21 protein-coding genes are annotated in these 20,596 nt (G+C 45.1%); 15 read left to right on the top strand and 6 right to left on the bottom strand.

The genetic code is table 11. The annotated features are described in order from the left end of the window. Positions 1-5 precede the first annotated feature (5 nt). The 3 genes from L696_RS0114900 (at position 6) to L696_RS0114910 (ending at position 2,066) form a co-directional block, all read left to right on the top strand. On the top strand, positions 6-500 hold the full coding sequence (locus L696_RS0114900) for a DedA family protein (protein ID WP_025684350.1): 495 nt from the start codon (positions 6-8) through the stop codon (positions 498-500). Between the two features lie 86 nt (positions 501-586). Next, positions 587-1,003, top strand: a complete 417-nt coding sequence (gene psiE / locus L696_RS0114905; protein WP_025684351.1) for a phosphate-starvation-inducible protein PsiE — start codon at positions 587-589, stop codon at positions 1,001-1,003. Between the two features lie 55 nt (positions 1,004-1,058). Continuing rightward, positions 1,059-2,066, top strand: a complete 1,008-nt coding sequence (locus tag L696_RS0114910) for an AI-2E family transporter (protein WP_025684352.1) — start codon at positions 1,059-1,061, stop codon at positions 2,064-2,066. Positions 2,067-2,180: 114 nt separating this feature from the next. Here the strand turns inward: L696_RS0114910 and L696_RS29600 are convergent, their stop codons facing one another. Beyond that, entirely contained in the window at positions 2,181-2,327 is a 147-nt protein-coding gene (locus L696_RS29600; protein WP_209440968.1) for a hypothetical protein, read from the bottom strand. Positions 2,328-2,399: 72 nt separating this feature from the next. On the opposite strand from L696_RS29600, the gene L696_RS0114915 reads away from it, so the two are divergent. Next, positions 2,400-2,960, top strand: coding sequence for an NADPH-dependent FMN reductase (locus L696_RS0114915; RefSeq protein WP_025684353.1), 561 nt, complete (start codon positions 2,400-2,402; stop codon positions 2,958-2,960). Between the two features lie 92 nt (positions 2,961-3,052). On the opposite strand, the gene L696_RS0114920 is transcribed toward L696_RS0114915, so the two are convergent. Both L696_RS0114920 and panB read right to left on the bottom strand, forming a co-directional pair. After that, positions 3,053-3,976, bottom strand: coding sequence for a 2-dehydropantoate 2-reductase (locus tag L696_RS0114920; protein WP_025684354.1), 924 nt, complete (start codon positions 3,974-3,976; stop codon positions 3,053-3,055). After that, positions 3,976-4,848, bottom strand: a complete 873-nt coding sequence (gene panB / locus L696_RS0114925; protein WP_025684355.1) for a 3-methyl-2-oxobutanoate hydroxymethyltransferase — start codon at positions 4,846-4,848, stop codon at positions 3,976-3,978. The genes L696_RS0114920 and panB overlap by 1 nt, the downstream gene beginning before the upstream one ends. Positions 4,849-5,308: 460 nt before the next feature. On the opposite strand from panB, the gene L696_RS0114930 reads away from it, so the two are divergent. The 3 genes from L696_RS0114930 to L696_RS0114940 all read left to right on the top strand — a co-directional run bounded on the left by L696_RS0114930 (position 5,309) and on the right by L696_RS0114940 (position 7,497). Then, a complete protein-coding gene (locus tag L696_RS0114930; protein ID WP_025684356.1) occupies positions 5,309-5,680 on the top strand; it encodes an MmcQ/YjbR family DNA-binding protein in 372 nt (123 codons plus the stop codon). 206 nt (positions 5,681-5,886) lie between these two features. Then, positions 5,887-6,513 carry a nitroreductase family protein gene (locus tag L696_RS0114935; protein ID WP_025684357.1) on the top strand — a complete coding sequence of 209 codons (627 nt, stop codon included), beginning with the start codon at positions 5,887-5,889 and terminating at the stop codon, positions 6,511-6,513. A gap of 39 nt (positions 6,514-6,552) precedes the next feature. Further along, on the top strand, positions 6,553-7,497 hold the full coding sequence (locus L696_RS0114940) for a ring-cleaving dioxygenase (protein WP_025684358.1): 945 nt from the start codon (positions 6,553-6,555) through the stop codon (positions 7,495-7,497). 94 nt (positions 7,498-7,591) lie between these two features. Here L696_RS0114940 and L696_RS0114945 read toward each other — a convergent pair whose 3' ends face one another. Together L696_RS0114945 and L696_RS0114950 are read right to left on the bottom strand one after the other, a co-directional pair. Beyond that, a complete protein-coding gene (locus L696_RS0114945; RefSeq protein WP_025684359.1) occupies positions 7,592-8,047 on the bottom strand; it encodes a MarR family winged helix-turn-helix transcriptional regulator in 456 nt (151 codons plus the stop codon). A gap of 528 nt (positions 8,048-8,575) precedes the next feature. Then, positions 8,576-11,938: a DEAD/DEAH box helicase gene (locus L696_RS0114950; RefSeq protein ID WP_025684360.1), complete on the bottom strand. Its 3,363-nt coding sequence runs from the start codon at positions 11,936-11,938 to the stop codon at positions 8,576-8,578. Between the two features lie 248 nt (positions 11,939-12,186). Between L696_RS0114950 and L696_RS0114955 the strand changes: the two genes are divergently transcribed. The 7 genes from L696_RS0114955 (at position 12,187) to L696_RS0114985 (ending at position 16,961) form a co-directional block, all read left to right on the top strand. Continuing rightward, positions 12,187-12,591, top strand: coding sequence for a hypothetical protein (locus L696_RS0114955; protein WP_025684361.1), 405 nt, complete (start codon positions 12,187-12,189; stop codon positions 12,589-12,591). 226 nt (positions 12,592-12,817) lie between these two features. After that, positions 12,818-13,096, top strand: a complete 279-nt coding sequence (locus tag L696_RS0114960; RefSeq protein WP_025684362.1) for a hypothetical protein — start codon at positions 12,818-12,820, stop codon at positions 13,094-13,096. A gap of 152 nt (positions 13,097-13,248) precedes the next feature. After that, on the top strand, positions 13,249-13,545 hold the full coding sequence (locus tag L696_RS0114965; protein ID WP_025684363.1) for a hypothetical protein: 297 nt from the start codon (positions 13,249-13,251) through the stop codon (positions 13,543-13,545). A 321-nt stretch (positions 13,546-13,866) separates the two neighbouring features. Continuing rightward, the gene (locus L696_RS0114970) at positions 13,867-14,151 is read left to right on the top strand and encodes a hypothetical protein (RefSeq protein ID WP_049827396.1); all 285 of its coding nucleotides are present in this window, start codon (positions 13,867-13,869) and stop codon (positions 14,149-14,151) included. A gap of 30 nt (positions 14,152-14,181) precedes the next feature. Then, on the top strand, positions 14,182-15,462 hold the full coding sequence (locus L696_RS0114975; protein ID WP_025684365.1) for a Tle-like phospholipase domain-containing protein: 1,281 nt from the start codon (positions 14,182-14,184) through the stop codon (positions 15,460-15,462). A 63-nt stretch (positions 15,463-15,525) separates the two neighbouring features. Further along, positions 15,526-15,798, top strand: coding sequence for a hypothetical protein (locus tag L696_RS0114980; RefSeq protein ID WP_025684366.1), 273 nt, complete (start codon positions 15,526-15,528; stop codon positions 15,796-15,798). Positions 15,799-15,872: 74 nt separating this feature from the next. Beyond that, entirely contained in the window at positions 15,873-16,961 is a 1,089-nt protein-coding gene (locus L696_RS0114985) for a site-2 protease family protein (RefSeq protein ID WP_025684367.1), read from the top strand. 170 nt (positions 16,962-17,131) lie between these two features. On the opposite strand, the gene L696_RS0114990 is transcribed toward L696_RS0114985, so the two are convergent. Continuing rightward, positions 17,132-18,040 carry an AraC family transcriptional regulator gene (locus L696_RS0114990; protein WP_025684368.1) on the bottom strand — a complete coding sequence of 303 codons (909 nt, stop codon included), beginning with the start codon at positions 18,038-18,040 and terminating at the stop codon, positions 17,132-17,134. A gap of 446 nt (positions 18,041-18,486) precedes the next feature. On the opposite strand from L696_RS0114990, the gene L696_RS0114995 reads away from it, so the two are divergent. Next, the gene (locus L696_RS0114995) at positions 18,487-20,493 is read left to right on the top strand and encodes a beta-galactosidase (RefSeq protein ID WP_025684369.1); all 2,007 of its coding nucleotides are present in this window, start codon (positions 18,487-18,489) and stop codon (positions 20,491-20,493) included. The last annotated feature ends 103 nt before the right edge of the window (positions 20,494-20,596 follow it).

The raw sequence follows: 20,596 nt of genomic DNA on the forward strand, positions 1-20,596 counted from the left end.
ACCCTATGGAATGGGCCATGAGCATGATTACACATTACGGGTACATTGCTATTTTTGCACTTCTTGCTCTCGGGATTATCGGCCTTCCGGTTCCAGATGAAATTATTATGATCTTTGTCGGCTATCTGTCCTCCATCATGGTACTGAATTATTCAATGTCTGTGCTGGTCAGCTTTATCGGGGCGATGACAGGTATGATGATCAGCTACACGCTCGGCAAAAAGCTGGGACAGCCGTTAGTGGATAAGCACGGCAAGTGGGTCGGGCTGACACCGAAGCGGTTTGCAAGGGTGAAGGGGTGGTTTGCACGCTTCGGGCTGTGGACCATTCTGGTCGGTTATTTCATTCCGGGCGTCAGGCATGCGACAAGCTATTTGTCCGGGATTAGCGCAATGCCTGTTCGAAAATATATGCTGGTGGCAAGCGCAGGCTCTCTCGTATGGACCCTTATTTTTACTTCGATTGGTTATGTTACCGGAGCAAATATACACTTTCAATAAGGTTACACCAAAAGTAATGTAGCATTTTTCATGAATTCCGCCGATAATATAATAAAGAAACTGTACAACCAGTGAGGGGATCTGTAGTGAACGCTTTTATGAAGCATATTGAAAAATTACCTGGTTTTCTGCAAATGATCTTGAATATCTCGTTGTTTCTGGTCGGACTGATTTTAAGCTTCTTGCTGCTGAAAGAAACATGGTCCATCTTTTCCTATGTTTTTTTGTATACAGAGGCCGACAAAAATTACTATGAATTCACGGAAGAGTTGCTTGTGTTCTTCTTGTATTTTGAATTCATTGCATTAATAGTTAAGTACTTTAAAACCAATTTTCATTTTCCATTACGTTATTTCATCTATATTGGGATCACGGCCGTCATCAGGCTCATTATTGTAGATCATGATGATGCTAAAAATACATTCTGGTGGTCTATTGCTATCCTAGTCATGGTAGGTTCTCTATTGATCGCTAACAGTAAATTGTTAAAAAGAGAAAGTTGATGCTGGGGAAGATTGCAAGGTTGACAGACAAGTGGGAGAGAGGGAATAAAGACGAATGGTAAGAAACTGGATGAATCATGCGGGCGTCAGGCGGATAGCCGTCCTTGCGATAATCGTTTTGCTGTTGTTTATGTTAAGAAGCATGATGAATATTATGTTGTTAACACTGCTGCTTACGATCCTGATTGGGAGTATATATAACGGAGTGAATAAGCTGGTCAAGCGGTTCGCCAATGTGCCGTCAATGATCGTGCTGCTTCTGGTGTATGGGCTGCTAATCCTGATTATGGTGTGGGGCGTTTACCGAATGGTGCCGCTAATCATTGTACAGGTCAAGCAGGTGTATCTCATGATTCAGCAAGCGTATATGTATCCTGATCGTAATCAATGGAACGAAACGATTATCGAATTTATGGACACGCTGAATGTTCAGCGGCTGTTTGAGCCGGGCTTGAATGCAGTGATGAAGGTCAGTCAATTGGGAACACAACTGCTGGTTTCGATTATTTTGAGCTTATTCTTCCTGATGGAAAAATCCTATATTACACGCTTTACAGCAACGTTTGTAGATAGCAAGCTGGGCTGGTTTTTCAAGGAAGTGGGCCATTTTGGTCGTATGTTCCTGGACACGTTCGGGAAGGTGCTGGAGGCTCAACTGCTGATTTCACTGATTAACTGTATATTGACTACGATTGCGCTCTGGATTATGGGCTTTCCTAATCTGCTGGGTCTTGCGCTCATCATATTCGTGCTGGGATTGGTCCCAGTGGCAGGTGTGTTTATCTCGCTGGCGCCGCTCGGTCTGATTGCTTTCAGTGTCGGCGGCATTCAATATGTCATTTACTTGGTTATTCTGATTGTAGTTATACATGCGATTGAAGCCTATTTCCTGAATCCGAAGCTGATGTCTTCCAAAACCAATTTACCGATATTCTTTACCTTTGTCGTATTGATTTTCTCTGAACATCTGATTGGAATTTGGGGCTTGATTGTAGGTATTCCGCTGTTTGTTTTCTTCCTCGATCTGATTGGGGTAAAACGCAAGGCAGAGAAGGATACCTAACTCAGCGCCACAGATTCTAACCTTGTATAGTTACGATCCATAAATAACGAATGCCTGCGAAGCCGCAGGCATTTTTTTATTTCCCTTTATTTACAGGAAGGGTTGCGCTCATCATCAATCAGGAGGTGTCCAACGGGACGCTTTGCTATCCTGCGGATAGCGAATACCGTCAGGGTAGCTAATCAACTCGATGATGGTTCCCCAGGGCGATCTTCCGTACACAAACTGGTTACGTGCCCCTGCCTCAATGCTGGCCCTCACACATTTTTTAATTTCTTGGTTATCTGTAGTACACTGAGTATAAAAGATATGATCAAGTTGAAAAGAAATGGGATGATATTGGTGGACCAGAAAATCAAGGTATTGGCTATATCGGGGAGCCTTCGTCAAAAGTCCTCCAATACAGCATTATTGAAGGCTACCATCGGGTTAGCGCCGGAGAATATGATGTTCACGATCTATAACGGATTGGGTGAGCTTCCTCATTTTAATCCTGACCTGGATGTAGATGACGGGCCAGCTTCCGTAAAGGAGCTACGGGAACAACTGAAAGAAGCGGATGGGGTATTGATCTGTACGCCAGAATATGGGAATGGTGTTCCAGGTACTTTGAAAAATGCATTGGATTGGATCGTTTCTTCGGGCGAATTTGTAAATAAACCTACAGCAGTTATTAGCGCGTCGCCCTCTCCTATGGGTGGGAATCTGGCACATGCCTCTTTGTTGCTCACATTGCAAATGATCAATGCAGAGATTGTGGAAAAAGGAAAGGTCATTATTCCGCATATCACATTGAAGCTAAATCAGGAAGGTGAAATTACAAACCTTGAAACGAGGCAGGAACTGTTAGCATCGCTTCAAGGGCTTGAGCAAGCCTGTTCGAGACAGGTGTAAAAGCTGTTAAAAGAAAAGCAGCGGCAGTCGGAGATTTTATTTTCATCTCCGTAGCTGCTGCTGCCCTTTTAACTGACTTTAAAGTTCGAATTTTAGAAGGTGTCCAATAAGCTCTCATATACCTTTAATCGGGCATATACCGTTTCAAGTACGGGATAGACGGCATTACTGGCAGAAGCCAATGCAAGAAGTGAACCATGCAGGTGACTGGCTTCAATCGGAAGCTTTTTATACATATCACGTTGCATGGATGACATCATCTCTGGTTGAAAGGACTCCATCGTTTTCAGTGTATGAGCTTCCATCTCTGAATCAATCGGCATTCCTGCGTTGCGAGCAAGTGTGACAATCTCATGCAGCAACTTTTCGTATATAGCACGTGACTCTGCCGTGGCAAGTATAGTCCCAACCGAGGCATCCATCAGTGTTGTAATTCCACTCAAGCTGGCAATAAGTATATATTTCTGCCAAACTTCACGCTGGATATCCTGACTTCGTGTCACTGTGAAGCCTGCATGATCGAGATGATTAAGCAGTATTTGTGTACGCTCTGATTGCACTCCGTTCCACTCACCGAAGACGATACGGTGGAATGGACTTGTCTGAACGACAGAGCCATCATGATCTAGCGTAGTTTCGATATAACATAATCCGCCCAGCACTTTTTCCGGACCGAATTGCTTGCGTAAAGAGTCAAAATGTTCATAACCGTTAAGTAACGGAAGAATCATGGTATGATCACCGATATAGGGCTCAAGATCGAATTGCAATTGGGGCAGATGATACGCTTTGACTGAAATGATAATACAGTCGAACGGACCGGCAGCTTCACCATATGTAATAGCGTGGATTGGCGTCTGGAAATCCCCATGAACACTTTTAACAATCAGACCGTTCTCTTTCAACTGAGATTTTTTGGAAGGACGTACGAAGAAGGTCACGTCTTCTCCTTTTTGAACAAGACGTCCCCCGAAGTAGCCTCCAATGGCCCCTGCACCTACAATCAAAAATCGCATCATATGATCCCTGCCTTTACCTTTGTATTCCCGTACAACTGCTCTACGACGTTCTCATCTGCCTTGAAAACATGCTCTTCGCCCGGAAAAGAACGATCCTTCACTTCCTCGACATATTGCCCGATGCTGTTGCGGATCAGAGTACCTATATCCGAATACGTTTTTACGAACTTTTTCTCACGATAAGGAGAGGAGTATTGCAGCATGTCATGGTAGACTAAAACCTGGCCATCACAGTATCTTCCGGCACCGATACCAATAACCGGAATAGATATCTCCTTGGTAATGGTCTCCGCTACTTCCTCTGTCACTAGTTCCAGCACGATGGCAAAAGCCCCCGCTCGCTCCAGTGCCCGGGCATCATTTAGAAGGCGCTCAGCGCCATGTGAGTTTTTACCTTGAATGAAGTAGCCGCCGATTTGATGCACAGACTGTGGTGTAAGTCCAATATGCCCCAGGAGCGGAACGCCGGATTGAACAATTCGCTTCACGGTGTCGCAAATCTCCATTCCCCCTTCTAGTTTCACGGCATGGGCATGTCCCTCTTGCATGAGTCTGCGTACATTAGTAAGGGCTTCCTCACTACTCCCGTGGTACGTCATAAATGGCATATCCGCGACAATAAAGGTATGTTCTGCTCCGCGCACGACCGACCGTGTATGATAGACCATATCGTCCATAGTGACAGGCAGTGTCGAATTATAATTAGATAGCACATTACCTACGGAATCACCAACAAGGATGATATCGATCCCGGCTTCCTCAGCCAAACGAGCAGATGGATAGTCATACGCCGTGATCATACTTATAGGTAAACCTGCTTGTTTCATTTTCTTCAATTGCAAAATATTAAGTGCTTTCGAGGTTGCCATGGTTGCATTCAAATCCTTTCCTACCTTTATTTTAGATCACAAAAAAAACCTTTCAGCACATCGCTGAAAAGGTCCGAAAGGCAAAAAAAGAGTCAATTTGCGACCGTTCTTTTGTCTCGGTCCTTGCGGGTCAGAGCAAAATCCAACGAATTCACCTCCATAGGCTCACACATCTACATATTGAATTACACTAAACCAGAGTACCGTTCGATTTTTTCGATACAGCCTCTCACGGAATTATACCAAAATATAGGGTTCTTGCATAACATTAAATCTTTAGGACCCGCACGAGCTCACGGACCTGTCCACAGGGAGCCTTTGCTCAAGGTGACTACAGAGTCCTTTTGGCACAGATACCCTAATGTAGCATGGACGTGATGTATTTGAAGAGCATGAAGGTGATATAATAGGGCACAAATAGATTCATAGGGCGATGACTAGAGTAGAGGAGAGAAGGCTAATGTACGAGCAAATTGTAACGTATGGTCTGAGCAAAAAAGAGGCTGTTAAGGATTATCCATTTGGTGCTGATCCGCTGGTGCTGAAAGTAGGGGGCAAGATGTTTGCTCTCCTGACCGAAAAGGACGGCGTTAGCCACGTATCTCTGAAATGTGATCCGGTCATTGCGGAAAACCTGCGTGAGCAAAACAAGGCGATTAAGCCGGGATATCATTTAAGTAAAAAGCATTGGAACACGGTAACGGTCGATTCTACCTTCCCATTAGAGGATTTGTATAGCATGATGGACCATTCGTATGAGCTGGTCTTCAAGAGCTTAACCAAAGCGCAACGTGAAGCGATTACGATGAGAATACGGGCAGCTGATCTGTGAAAGGTGTGTTTGACGATGATTCCATTAGAATTTGTATGATGCTAATGGTACTAGAACATTGTTAAAACCCTTCTCATACGCAATACAAAGTTAAGGACATACTTACTTAACATATTTATAGTTTTACTTGACAGAAACCACAAATGGATATATTCTTAATTTAAAGATAGTTAATTTGAAAATAATATCAAGGAGTGGAACTGAACATGAGCGAACTTGTGAATATTATTCAAGAGAGAAGATCAGCTTCTAAATTTATTCCTGATGTTACAATAGATGCAAAAGAACTGGAAGAAATATTCCAGCTAGTGAAGTTTGCTCCATCGGCTTTTAATTTACAGCATGCGCATTATATCGTGGTACAGGATACAGATATGAAACAAAGACTGCATGACGAGGCAAGTAAGCAGTATAAAATATTAACATCTTCGGCCGCAATTGTGGTGCTCGGGGATACAGAGGCTTATACAAAAGTAGCTGAATATAATGAAGGCTTTCTGAATCTGGGTATCCTGAGCAAACAGGAATATGACAGTACGGTGGAATCGGTAACCCAGTTCTATCGCGAGCGTGGACCTGTCTTCCAAAGAGAAGAAGCGATCCGCAATGCTAGCCTGTCTGCCATGCAGCTCATGTTGATTGCCAAGGACAAAGGCTGGGACACTTGCCCGATGATCGGTTTTGACCCGGAGAAGGTACAGGAAGTATTGAATATTCCGGAAAATTTCGTGCCTGTGATGCTGATTACCTTGGGTAAAGAAGATGTATCAGGGCAGCGTGGGCGTGGATACCGCAAGCCAGTGGGCCAATTTGTCAGCTACAACGCATTTTGAAATTTATAATATGTGAGACTATCCAAAGGAGTGATTAACATGTCATTGAAAACCGCAGGAATTCACCATATTACGTCCTTTGCAGCAGACCCGCAGGGCAATGTTGATTTTTACACAGGCGTGCTTGGGTTGAGATTGATTAAAAAGACGATTAATTTTGATGCTCCTGAAGTATATCATTTGTATTTTGGCAATGAAGGAGGCAGCCCGGGAACGATCATTACCTTTTTTCCGGCTCCGGGTACACGCAAGGGCAAGCTCGGAGGCGGGCAGGTAGGAATTACAACGTATGTAGTGCCGCCGGGTACCCTGGATTATTGGGAAAATCGCCTGCACAACTTGAAGGTATCCTTCACAAAATCAGCTCGTTTCGGCGAATCATTTATTCAGTTTCAGGATAATGAAGGCTTGCGTCTGGAACTGGTGGAGCGGGAAGAAGGCCCGACCAACACGTGGACGGCAGGCGGCGTACCAGCGGATAAAGCGATCAAGGGCTTTGGCGGCGCAGTGCTGTTCAGTGCTAATTCCAAGCATACGCAAGGTGTGCTGGAGAACGTTCTGGGTATGACTCCCATTGGTGAAGATGTGGGTTACATCCGTTATCAGGCGACTGGAGATTTGGGCAACCTGATCGACATTCCAGTAAAAGATGTGCCGTGGGGTAACGGCGGCGCGGGTACAGTTCACCATATCGCCTGGCGTGCGCAGGATGATGCAGAACATCAGGTGTGGGACGAAACGGTTCGCCAGCATGGCTTTGGGACAAGCGGCATTGTGGATCGGCAATACTTCAATGCTGTATACTTCCGGGAGCAAGGTGGTATTTTGTTCGAGATTGCGACCGATCCACCCGGCTTTACCGTGGATGAGGAGCTGAACGAATTGGGGCACAAGCTGATGCTGCCAGAGTGGTTTGAGCCTCAGCGTTCCGTGATTGAGTCTAATCTGGTTCCCATTGAAGTTAGAGTATTGAAGCAGGATTAACAAAAGGTCCAATTGCGGGGTGCTTCTACCGCAATTGGACCTTTTGTTTTGGACTTTTTTCAGTGACATCTTGCTTTATGACATCTGTATGGGGTTATCCCTCAATGTAGGTTTTGTTCAGCCGTACTAACAGCTCCCCGAATTTTCCCTGTTCCTCATCTGTCCAGCTCCCCAGCATTTCGCAATACCGGGCTACTCTCATTTTCTTGTCTTTCAGCAACAGTTTCTTACCCAGCTCCGAGATTTCAAACAGGCTGACGCGCCCGTCCGAAGGGTCGGATAGACGGCGAATCAGTCCCTTGGTTTCCAATGCGGCCGTTTGTCTGCTGACGGTAGAAATATCGAGCAGAAACATATCTGCGAGCGTTTTTACACGAGTGGGGCCATACTCCATGAGCTGCCTCAATAGCAGATATGTGGCGCGCTCCAAAGTGCCGATTTTGTGCTCAGACTGATCAATGTATACTGCGCGGCGTATAAATGTTGTTAACTCATACTCAATAAGCTCCACTGCTTTATTCCTGTGAGAATCATGAAGAGGATGGTTCATTATAAGTTCCTCCTTAATGTAGTGGTTCATCAGAATGTTGGAATAGTTATAATTTTAAATAAATGATTGATATGGAATTTTATAGTTGTACAATACAAATAAATATGGTTGCATCGAACAAGTAATTATGGATTATCTAAATTCTTATATAAATAAGGGTTTTTGGAGAGCTTCAACAACAAGAACATTTACGAACCCACGTTGTTAATGTACAGCATCATTCAAATTAATCCACTATACTCAACTATGCAAGGTCCGTGGAATGTACCATTTCACGGACTCTGGTTATGGTTTGAACATTGAAAAATATCCCCAGTTATTTCAGGTTGGAGGGATTGTGAAGAAAGAGGGACGGTCATTACTGGCCGGGTGGTTTGTCTGATCACAAAAAATAACCTGCACGGCCGTATGAACCACATGGCGATGTGCAGGTTTATTTTTGAATCTTGAAAGAAACGTGAGAACATAGAATTCTTTCAGCGCCAGGCCGTATGATCCAGAAGTCTCTTCTATGAAAAATAACGCTGCCTAGATCATTAACAGTTCACGAATCTCCAGCTCAGTCAGTGCCGAAAGGGTTTCTTGTCCCGGCTGGATGACCTGGTCGATGAGATTTTTCTTTTTTTGCTGTAATTCATACATCTTGTCCTCTACCGTACCTTGCGCGACAAGACGAATCACCTGCACGACTTTTTTCTGGCCCATCCGGTGGGCGCGATTGGCAGCCTGTTCCTCTACAGCGGGATTCCACCACAGATCATACAAAATGACGGTATCTGCTCCGGTGAGATTCAGGCCGGTTCCTCCTGCCTTCAGAGAAATCAGGAACAGATCGCGTTCTCCTTCATTAAAACGGCTGCACAGCTCTACACGTTCTGAAGCGGGAGTCTGCCCGTCCAGATAAAAGTAGGGCACTCCTTCCTGAGCAAGCTCACGTCCGATCAATTGAAGCATCGTCGTGAATTGTGAAAAAATGAGCATTCGCTTACCCGAGCTAAGGCATTCCGTAACGATCTCAAGCAACTGCTCAAACTTGGCTGAGCTTCCGGTGTAGCCCTCAATGAATAAGCCCGGATGACAGCAGAGCTGGCGAAGCCGGGTCAGACCCGCAAGGATCTTGATCCTGTTTTTCTGGAAGCCTTCCTCATTCAGATGCTTTAATGTCTCATGCTGGAGCTTGGCCAGATAGGCCGTATACAGCTTCTTCTGATCCGGCAGGAGCCGCGACACCTGAACGGATTCGATTTTTTCCGGCAGCTCCTTCAGAACGTCGCTCTTGAGGCGGCGCAGCAGAAAAGGACGTACCCGCTTGGCGATCACATCCCGGGTGAGATTGTGAAATGCTCTTTTGCCACCGGGAAATAGCTCGGGAAATACAACATCGAAGATGGACCATAGCTCTTCCAGTGTATTTTCCACCGGCGTTCCAGTAAGGGCAAAACGATAACGGGCTTTTACATCCTTCACACTCTGTGCCGTTTGGGTGGCATGGTTCTTGAATGCCTGCGCCTCGTCCAGAATCAGCGTGTGGAACGATAGCTTGCCGTACAAGTCCGTATCCCGACGCAGCAGAGGATAGGAGGTGATGATGACATCATACCGGGCTGCGTCCCTGATGATCCGACTGCGTTCATCCGTGTTACCGTCTGCAATAGCGACGCGGATATGCGGTGCAAACTTCTCCAGCTCATTCCGCCAGTTGTACACCAGTGACGCAGGGGACACGATCATGGCTGGAAGCTGCTGATTGCGGATTTCCGGCAGCACAGAGACAAGGAAGGCGATACTTTGCAGCGTTTTGCCCAGTCCCATATCATCAGCCAAAATGCCCCCGAAACGGTAATGCGCCAACGTCTTGAGCCATTGAAAGCCATAGACCTGGTAATCCCTCAGGATCGGAGCGAGTGTATCGGGTACTGGAAAGTCGAGATGATCGGGATTGCGTATATTCTCCAGCAGTTGGCGAAACGTTTTGCCCAGCGTCAGGTTCTTCCCTTGATCGTGGGGATCTATTAAATACAGTCCTTGCGTAACGGGTATGCGAATTTGTGCGGCATCCAGGTCGCTTTTGCGAATTCCCGTTTCGTTCATGAACCGGATCAGTTCCTTGTATTCCTCTGTTTCCAGCGGGAGCAAAGCGCCATTCGGCAAGCGGTGATATTTTTGCTTTTCCTCCAGTGATTTCAGCAGCTTGCGGATTTCCAACTCCGGAATGTCCTCGATATCAAATGTAAACTCAAGCCAATCGGTCCGTTCGTCCAGCTCTACTCGTACCTTTGGGGTGGGCAGGGTGTTGTTTATTTTCGATTTAACGGCACCTGTCGCATATACCTGTACCAGCTTTTCCAGCTGTGGCAGGGTATGATACAGAAAATCATATTCCGCATCCTCATCTTCCATAACATATCCACTGTCTGTCCTGGCGAAGGAGCTATGCTCCATCAGATCCAAAATCTGTTGTTCCTGCTCCCCGTCCCGTATCAGAATACGCTCGTTGTCAGGCTTCCGCTCGTCGTTTTCCAGCGGATTCACGATGATTTCCCCGTATTGGAACTCAAGTCCTGCCAGCAGCTTATCTCTTACCCGATCCAGATATAGCTTCGCCTTCAATGGTTGCTGTGTCACCCGCTCAGAGACAGATCGTGTCATATGGACACGTCCAAGCTTCGTCAACCCGGGGACGACCTTGTCCATAAAAGACTCCATCTGTTCCGGTGCAATCTGAATTTTTCGCTTGTGGTGGACCTCCACCATCCGTTTTAGCTCGGACAGACGTCGCAGCGGATCGTCTTTCTGCTTTACGAGCTTGCCATCAGCAATGACGATGCCGTAGTCCTCCATAATGGTGAGATCAGCCAGTCCCTGAATGCTTAGCTGGTAGCCTTCGGTTTCAGCCTCGGCCCTATCGAATTCAAATTGCAGCGGCAGCATGTTGTCCGACTGAGGAATACCTTCGGTTGTGTTTCCGTGAATTTCAAACTGGACGCCCTGCGCTGCTGCCAGCAAGGGAAGCAGCTTTTCCCAGGCCGCAGGTGGAATGAGTAGCATCCGTTCTCCACTCATATGGCTGCCAGAGGACGAATACGTACCCGAGGTTTCCCGAATCATCCGCTCATTGCGGCGAACCTGAACCAACTGCTGGAGAATGGCGTCATGTTCGAGCCGAAATCGGTATAACTGAGGCTCATATGAAAAGTTTCTCGTAAACATGTAGCTGTCGCCATGATCAATGCTGTCGAGAAACGGACGGATTTTCTGGACGATATACAATCGTTTGGGTCCGGCTTTCATCTCTATGCCAAACATGTACTTCTGGTAGCCGTAGGCAAAGGGACGGATCACAAACTGAAAATCCAGAACAGCGCGGGTATCCAGCAGGGTAGGGGTGCTGCGTAGCGGCTTCTTGCTGCTGAATAGCTTTAGCATACTGTCGGTCAGTTGGAGGTCACTTTGCGTGATGCCAGAGAATCGTGTGGTCTGGGCGTAATCATACTGAGCATCGGTAGCGGTATAGATTCCGTCTGCTTCAGTTCCTTCTACTGAATCCGGGGTCGTGCCGGAATGGAGTCTGGAAGCATAAGAACGCACAGACAGGCTTTTTCCGTGCAGCATTTCATGGGCGTTAATGAGAACAGCGGCAATATGCTTACAATACTGTCCGGTGGTCTGAAATGTGTTACAGGTGCATTCCGCGCGGATACGGCCGTTGGGGCGGATCATAGCAGCAACGGCATAAAAGCGACTGCCTTTGACCGTGGCCTCATACACACCATCATCATGATCTATTTGCGTAAAGGCCACTCTTTTGGCCCGATAATAGGCGTCCCCGTCGTCATAAGCGGCTTGACTGCATAGCTGTCTAATGACCCGTCGGGTAAGTTCAAAGCTCATGGTTCGCAATCCTTTCCTGAGTCATTCCGTTTTCTTTCATGATAACAGAACAGGCGTGATCGTGGACACATGCGGATGATTATTGAAATATATGGATAATATTATGCGAGAAATGAAACTAATCGACTATACGGGTGGAAATACTTTTCCATTTTATTACTATAGGGATGAAATGAGTTCTATGTCTAAAAGCTTATTGAATGAACAGGGGAACTAACGATACAATTTATGGAAAGAGAAAGAGTTTGGTGGATATAGATCAAGATGACTTCGTTGTGGAAAGAGGGATTAAAATTAGCTGTGGCGGATTTGTAAAGGGAATGATGTTGGGGATAGTCCTCATTTTAATACTCGGAGGATGTCAAAAGGTGAATACAGATGAAGATGCTGAACTGATCAGTAAAGCGAAAGCTACGGCAATTAAGCATATGAAAGATAAATATGGTCTTGATGTAGAGATTACCTATGAACATAAGTTACCAACGTATGTGGACGATGTAGTCACTTTCAAGGGGAATGTCATTGGCCATAAAGAACAGACATTTGGAATAATGATTGATTATAATAATCAGGAAATTTCTAATGTTGTTATAGAACCTGAATTGGAAAAGGGCTTGTTAAAGAAAGGACATAAACTGAGCTATATAAGTTGAACTTAAAAGTTTCTTATCGTGACACTGCGTAGCCGGATGGTGCTTCCTATCACCACAGCTTCACTTGTACAGCATCATTCTGCCTACTTCGCTTTTATACTCATTTTTTGAGTTCGGCTTAAATCGTTGTTATGTACACGAAAGGATGATGAAGATTAGTCACCAATCTATAAAAGGAATACTGGTATTGATAGCCCTCATTTTAGTACTGGTAGGATGCCAAAAGGTGAATAAAAATGAAGATGCTGAACTGATCAGTAAAGCCAAGGCTACGGTAATTAAGCATATGAAAGATAAATATGGTCTTGATGTAGAAATTACCTATGAACATAAATTACCAACGTATGTCTCCAGTAAAGTTGATTTGGAAGGTAATGTGAAAGGAAATCCAGAACAGACCTTTGATATTGCCGTTGATTATAAAACTCAAGAAACTTCCAGCTTTCTATACAGCCCTGAATTGAAGAATGTTCTTATGGAAAAAGGATATAAACCAAGGGAGTAGCTGATTTTTATTCTTATATCTAAATAGAGTTTTGGATATAAACGAAGACATCTACGTGCTGAGAGAGGGTGATCGAGATTAGACAAGTGGGATTTTTGAGGGGAATGAGGTTATGTCTAGTCCTCATTTTAATACTAGTAGGATGTCAAAAAGTGAATACAGATGAAGATGCTGAATTAATTCATAAAGCTAAGGATACGGCTGTCCAGTATTTGAAGGATAAGTATAAATTAAATGTAGAAATCACATATGCAAAAAAAAGATTTCCAACTTATGTAAAGAGTAAGGTCGATATAAATGGTAATGTAATAGGCCGTGCGGAAGAGGATTTCACCATTTCTGTGAATTACGAAACTCAAGAAACTTCGGATTTTGCTATAAGTCCCGAATTAGAAAAAGTCCTTATCGAAAATGGAACCTATCCGAATACAAATTCATTAGACAAGTAGTTAATAGTTGGAGGCGAATATTATAAGGGCATAACCGGAATTTTATTGAAAAATATGGATAATTTTATTATTGAACTGAAACTATTCAGCTAAGAACGTGGATTTTCTACATCCTTTTGATGCTGTGGACTTAATCATGTCTTAAGCCTAAAGGCGTATTGTTTGTTTCCGTAGAGAAAAGGTACAATTCATAAAAGGGATTTTGTGGATATAAGATAGGACGTTGTGCATATGAAAGGGATGATTAGAATCGGCCACCGATATCTAAAAGGAATAATGGTGTTAATAGCTCTAATTTTAATATTGGGAGGATGCCAAAAGGTGAATAAAGATGAAGATGCTGAACTCATTAGTAAAGCGAAGGCTACGGCTGTCCAATATTTGAAGGAGAAATACAAGCTTGACGTAGAAATCACATATGCCAAAAAAATGCCAACCTATGTAAACAGTAAAATTGATCTAAGGGGTCATGTTATTGGCCATGAAAAACAAGAGTTTTCCATTTCTGTAGATTATACTACTCAAAAAGCCTCTGGTCTTGGTATAAATCCTGAGTTAGAAAAAGTTCTTATCCAAAATGGGACTTATCCCAATACTCAAAATTAGATAAGTAATAGATAGCTGGAGGTAATTACTATGGGTGACTCATCTCAAGTTAATGATGAAACTTATAAAATAATGTCAGAAGAAGCGTATGGAAAATGGAAACCTGGTGAAAAGCCAGTAGAAAAACTTCCCGGCTGGAAAGTGTTAGACACGCTCGGCCGTAAGGATTCAGGATTAGCGGCCACTACATTTTACAACGAAGAAACGAAACAGGCTGTCATTGCTTATCGTGGGACAGAAACGGATGATCCACAGGATTTGTATAACGATGCCACCCTAGCTCTTCCTGAAATCAATCGGAAAATTAACAATGGTTTAGATATTCATTCGGATGCCTACAACGAGAAGATGAAAGAAATGGATGATACCTTAGGATTTACGGCACTGAATAACTGGATTAGTGAAAAAGAAAAGAGCGTAGATAAGGCTTTGTTTGGTAGCTCAAATCAATTCTATCAAGCCGAAGACTATGCTAAGGATTTACAGAAGAAGTACAAAGACTACAATTTCTCGTTAACAGGACATTCGCTGGGGGGAGGAAATGCCCAGTATGTATCGGCTTATACGGGCTTGACCGCCGTTACGTTTAGCGCTCCTTCTGTCATTTCCAGTCTAACAACGGAATATCGGCATAAAGCCGAAAATGGCGAATTTGACCATCAAATTACAAACTTTTTGCATCCGGGTGATATCATTGCCAGTGGTGCCTTTGGAGGATACGATCTTCACGTTGGATCAACGTACTATGTGGATTCTAATTATGAAACAGCGAATAACGGAGTGGGTGTTAAAGAGAAAATTGACAACACTTTAAGCGGACCTGCCTATCACAAACTAGAACATTATGATTTTGAGAACGGTTATATCTCTAATCCGCTGTACGATCCTGTAACAGGCGAACGTATCACGGAATCTCCGCGCATTCCATCTGACTTCAACCTGATGGATACGGTGGACGGCTGGATACATCAATTAGGACAGACCTTAACTCAATTTCAAAAGGCAGCGCTGGTAACGGCAGCTACATCTGCTTCTGTGGGTACGATTCAGGTCATGCCGGAGCATTTACTCGCTGTAGCCGAAAAATGGAAGGCGAACGCGCAACAATGCGATGCAAATTTTCAGCGTGTCAGGGTAAGACTTTCCCGCTACATGCATACAAGTCAGAGCCGCCGATTACATCCGATTGTAACGCAGCTTGATTCCTCAATGACAGAATTTAGCCAATGGTATTTGCAACATACGAATGAATTTCTGTATTACCTTCAGCACAAGATAGAGCAATTTATTCAAGCTGACAGCGGCTCGTAACAAGGTACTGATAATGTTTATATATTTTATGGTCAGTAGGATACATAGGAGGCGGACAGTGATTTGAACGGACAAATACGGGTCGAACTGGAAGAGTTATTGCTTGCGGAAAAAGAGCTGACATGGCTGCTCGCTCAGCTTCGCACAGATGAACAAGCGGCGCGGGTGTTGTATGGTCGTCTGCATGAATGGAGAGGGCATTCGGCTAATGTGATCAGGGACCAGATCGAAGCTTTTTTTGCCGGGTTAGCGAACAGAATTCGTATCTTGGAGCAGCAAAAGGCAGAGTTAATTCAGTACGTTGAATTGATGAAGCGAACGGATGCTGTACACTAATTGAAGCAAGGAAGTTTTTACAAGCTGTACAGAGCAGGATACAATGGAGGTGTAGAGAAAGGAGGCGGACGCTTTTGCAAAAAGAAGATAAAAAGGCTAATTCCAAATCCGGCTCATCCAAATGGTATCTAGGCAGCGCGGCGGCTCTGCTTCTTTTGAAAGGGAAGTCGTTGTTGGCTCTATTGAAATTCGGTAAATTCGGCGGTGTGCTGGTATCTATGGCGATAACGATTGGCACATATGCGATCATTTACCCGTGGGGATTTGCGGTCGGATTCGTGTTGCTATTGTTTGTGCATGAACTGGGGCATGTATGGGCTGCCAAGCGCAAAGGACTTCCGGTGTCGGCACCGTTGTTCATCCCTTTTCTGGGTGCGCTGATTACGATGAAACGGCATCCGTTGGATGCGCAAACAGAGGCGTATGTGGCGATGGGCGGCCCGTTACTGGGCACGGTTGGTGCTATGGCGGTATACGCAGGAGCCTATGCAACAGATAGTCCATTACTGTATGCGCTGGCGTATGTTGGTTTTTTCCTGAATTTGATCAATCTGCTGCCGATTCACCCGCTTGACGGAGGACGGATTTCCACGGCAGTAACGCGGTGGTTATGGCTGGTCGGCTTGTTGGGTGGAATCGTCGTTATTGTGTATTTAAAATCCTTTTTATTTTTCCTGATATGGGCGCTTTTTGCCTACGATTTGTACAAAAAATATGTGAAACGCAATAAAGGAGAGGTCAAGGTCCAATCTCTATTGCTAAAGCCGCTGGTTAACGTACAGCATCTTTATGAGCAAGGATACCCACTGCCCGGACCGGAGCATACTCGTAGACTATCCTTTAATACCTACTCGGATCTGGAAGGGCAGCAATATGTGACGGTGTATATGGAAAGTCTTGATGTGGAGCAGACGCTTTTGCTGCCACAGCAGTGTCTTGTCCAGCATGTATGGCTGAATGGTGTGGAGCATATCCCGACACCGGATGCGTATCAGCTTAAATTGTTGTGTGAGATGGATTACATTCCGTTTGAAAATGATAAATATTACGAAGTACCCACGTCATCACGCTGGAAATTTGGGATCGGTTATTTGGGGCTGGCCTTGTTTTTGATGGGAATGATGTATGTGGTACACCAGCATATAGGGGATGTAAGACTGTGAGATCTTGAGGTGTAAAAAGGCGCGGTATCTGATTTTTTCAGACCGCGCCTTTTTTTGTTTTTTGGAGAAGGGATATATATTTTTATTATTTAAAATCAGAGGCTTCTACGGGTACCTTTCCTTTAATTAGGAACCACCTGTTATTTTTGTGATTTTGAATGATTCCCACCTTAATCCTGCTCAGTAACTGGACTCAGCGTTTGGCGGTACTTAAGCGGACTGGTGCCAGTCCAGCGCTTGAACTGTCTGCTGAAATGGGCCAAGCTGGAGTAGCCGAGCAGGGAAGCTATCTTGTTCAGCGGCAGATTGGGCTGCTGAATCAGCACCTTCGCCTCGTGCAGCTTCGTCTCCGACAGGTAGTGTCGCGGCGAATAGCCGTATACCTTGCGGAATACCTCCTGTGCGTATCCGGGACTGATCCCGAGGGAGGCTGCCACATCCTCAATACGGAACGTCGGCTCGGCAGATTCATCATCCCGATAAGGCTTGAACCTGGATTGAATGGCCTCCATAATGGCCTTGGCATACTGAACGGATGAGGGCGAAAACGTAGGCTCCATCCGGGTAGATATCATTTGCGAGAATATTCCGAACAGCTCAAACAAGGCAATTTGCATGCGAAAACGATCCGCTGTCGTATATTCTCCGTTCTCCTGCATCATGCCAATCCAGCTGTGCACGACCTTTTGCAACTTCATGTTCGTTTCAGTACCCGCCGGGAAAAAGAGCTGATTGCTCTTAATCATCTCCTGACGGAACAACGGATCATCCACATTAAAATGGGTGCTGAAATAATACATCCCGTCTGGGGAAGCGCATTGGCTCACATGCTTGAATCCCGGCGGAATGATCAGAATATCCCCGACACCAACCGAATACACGTTATTTTCCATGATCGTCTCCTGACGACCCTCCAAAATCAGTACAATTTCAAAACCGATATGTGACTCTTCGGGCATACACCAGTCTGCTTTGACCCGGTGAATATGAGCGCCAAAAAATTTCACATTCCAGTCAATGATAGGAAGCCAATGGCAATTTTCGAATAGAGCTGGATCAACTTCAGGATTTAATATCATGAGATCACCTTCGATTAGGGCAAATTTTACACCGCTTAGACAATCCCATTTTACCTAACATTCAACTATAATAAAAGAGCGTTTACAAATGCTCTAATATAAGCTTTTACATAAAAGAAAGCGCTTATATAAATATAACATTACAAAATAAACAGCTTCTGTTCTAACTGATGTCATTTATGATGCTGTCCATGACCAATCTGCAAGGGATTGTCGTCAGCTAGTGGAAGCACAACAGCCACGGCATTTAAAAATAACGATATATAAGCTGAACACGAAAAAGTCACATGGAAAACGGAGTATGGTGCTGTTATGCATTCATCAGAAAATCTGGGGGCAACAGCGATGGGAAGCACCATCCGCCTGCGTAGTGGCGCATCATGTACATTTCCATTTCAGCTTATATAGCATGACACCCTACTACGAACATATTGGAGGACGACCTGATGAAAAAGCTGATGTACGGCGTTGCTTATTATGATGAATATATGCCTTATGACCGTCTGGACCAAGATATTCAAATGATGAAGGATGCGGGCATCAACGTGGTTCGAATTGCCGAATCCACCTGGAGTACGCATGAACCGCAAAACGGAGTATTTGATTTCACCTCCGTGGATCGGGTGCTGGACGCCATGCATAAGGCGGGCATTGAGGTCATTGTAGGCACGCCCACCTATGCCGTACCCACATGGCTGGTCAAGGAGCATCCTGATGTATTGGCGACAACACCACAGGGACCTGGGAAATACGGGGCCCGTCAGATTATGGACATTACGAACCCGGTGTACCTGTTCCATGCCGAGCGGATTATACGCAAGCTGATTGGGCGGGTGAGTCAGCATCCGGCAGTGATCGGTTTTCAGACGGACAATGAAACGAAGCATTACAACACAAGCGGGCCGAATGTGCAATTGCAATTCGTTAAGCATTTGCGTGAGCAATTTGAATCGCTGGAAGAGCTGAACCGCAAATTTGGCCTTGATTACTGGAGCAATCGGATCAATAGCTGGGAGGACTTTCCTTCGGTGGTCGGGACGATTAATGGAAGCCTGGGCGCAGCATTTTCCCAATTCCAGCGCAAGCTGGTCACGGATTTCCTCGCCTGGCAGGTTGCGCTCGTGAATGAATACAAGCGGGAAGACCAGTTTGTTACACAAAACTTTGATTTTGAGTGGAGAGGCTATTCCTTCGGTATTCAGCCGGATGTGGATCATTTTGCGGCATCCCAAGCATTTGATGTGACGGGGGTGGATATTTACCATCCGACACAGGATGATTTGACCGGGATTGAAATTTCCTTCGGCGGTGATGTGGCGCGCTCCACGAAGAATAATAATTATCTGGTGCTGGAAACGGAAGCACAGGCTTTTACTCATTGGGTTCCTTATCCGGGGCAATTGCGGCTGCAAGCGTTCAGTCATCTGGCTTCCGGGGCCAATATGGTGGCCTACTGGCATTGGCATTCCATCCATAATTCCTTAGAGACCTACTGGAAGGGTCTGCTGAGTCATGATTTTGAACCCAATCCTGTTTATGAGGAAGCACAGACGATTGGGAAGGATTTTGCAAGATTATCCCCCCATCTGGTGAACCTGAAAAAGAAAAATAAGACAGCGATTCTGGTCAGCAATGAAGCGTTGACATCAATTAACTGGTTCAAATTTAATATGAACAGTCCGCTGAATTACAATGACATTGTACGCCGCTTGTATGACGAGCTGTATAAGCTGAATATCGGTACGGATATTGTTCATCCGGGTACGGAATCGTTTGACGACTATGATCTCTTGATCGTACCAGTTCTCTACTCTGCACCGAATGCGTTACTGGAAAAGCTGAACCGTTATGTGGAAAACGGCGGTCATGTGGTATACACGTTCCGAAGTGGGTTTACCGATGAGCATGTGCAGGTGAGAACCTCCCGGCAGCCGGGTGTGATTAGTGAAGCCTGTGGCATTCATTACAGCCTGTTCGTGGAGCCGAAGAAAGTAACGCTTAAAGATAATCCTTTTGAGGTGACACCGGAGGACAATCAGGTAGATACGTGGATGGAGCTGATTACACCGACAACTGCCGAGGTGTTGGCTTATTACGACCATCCGCATTGGGGCAAATATGCCGCAATTACGCAAAACCGCTATGGTCAGGGAACGGCGACCTATATCGGCTGTGTCGTAAGCCCGGCGGTCATTCGTGAACTATTCCGTTCTGTCGCGAAGCAGGCGGGAGTGTGGGGAGTGGACCAAGAAGCGTCGTATCCGATCATTGTTAAATCCGGTACAAATGAGCTGGGACGGACGGTTCGATATTATTTTAACTATTCCGAACAAGCAGGCTCAGTTATGTATCCGCATGGAGACGGCAAGGAGCTGATTGGGGAGCAGACAGTTACTCAAGGACAAACGCTTCTATTAGAGCCTTGGAGTGTTATAATTATCGAAGAAGCGTAAATGATGAGTAATGAGCGAAATTGACTATGAATGAAATCATATATGTGTCCAGCCGGGAATACCCGGAAAATGAGCGCCCCTGCGTATAGCGGGGCGTTTTCGT

Origin of the sequence: Paenibacillus maysiensis, assembly GCF_000520815.1 — a bacterium.
Classification (GTDB): Bacteria; Bacillota; Bacilli; order Paenibacillales; family Paenibacillaceae; genus Paenibacillus; species Paenibacillus maysiensis.

What these genes read in the sequence shown, in the direction of transcription:
- L696_RS0114900 (WP_025684350.1), top strand. Translation starts at nt 6, where the DNA reads ATGGAATGGGCCATGAGCATGATTACACATTACGGGTACATTGCTATT.
- L696_RS0114910 (WP_025684352.1), top strand. Translation starts at nt 1,059, where the DNA reads ATGGTAAGAAACTGGATGAATCATGCGGGCGTCAGGCGGATAGCCGTC.
- L696_RS0114915 (WP_025684353.1), top strand. Translation starts at nt 2,400, where the DNA reads ATGATATTGGTGGACCAGAAAATCAAGGTATTGGCTATATCGGGGAGC.
- L696_RS0114920 (WP_025684354.1), bottom strand. Translation starts at nt 3,976, where the DNA reads ATGCGATTTTTGATTGTAGGTGCAGGGGCCATTGGAGGCTACTTCGGG.
- panB (WP_025684355.1), bottom strand. Translation starts at nt 4,848, where the DNA reads ATGGCAACCTCGAAAGCACTTAATATTTTGCAATTGAAGAAAATGAAA.
- L696_RS0114930 (WP_025684356.1), top strand. Translation starts at nt 5,309, where the DNA reads ATGTACGAGCAAATTGTAACGTATGGTCTGAGCAAAAAAGAGGCTGTT.
- L696_RS0114935 (WP_025684357.1), top strand. Translation starts at nt 5,887, where the DNA reads ATGAGCGAACTTGTGAATATTATTCAAGAGAGAAGATCAGCTTCTAAA.
- L696_RS0114940 (WP_025684358.1), top strand. Translation starts at nt 6,553, where the DNA reads ATGTCATTGAAAACCGCAGGAATTCACCATATTACGTCCTTTGCAGCA.
- L696_RS0114945 (WP_025684359.1), bottom strand. Translation starts at nt 8,047, where the DNA reads ATGAACCATCCTCTTCATGATTCTCACAGGAATAAAGCAGTGGAGCTT.
- L696_RS0114950 (WP_025684360.1), bottom strand. Translation starts at nt 11,938, where the DNA reads ATGAGCTTTGAACTTACCCGACGGGTCATTAGACAGCTATGCAGTCAA.
- L696_RS0114975 (WP_025684365.1), top strand. Translation starts at nt 14,182, where the DNA reads ATGGGTGACTCATCTCAAGTTAATGATGAAACTTATAAAATAATGTCA.
- L696_RS0114990 (WP_025684368.1), bottom strand. Translation starts at nt 18,040, where the DNA reads ATGATATTAAATCCTGAAGTTGATCCAGCTCTATTCGAAAATTGCCAT.
- L696_RS0114995 (WP_025684369.1), top strand. Translation starts at nt 18,487, where the DNA reads ATGAAAAAGCTGATGTACGGCGTTGCTTATTATGATGAATATATGCCT.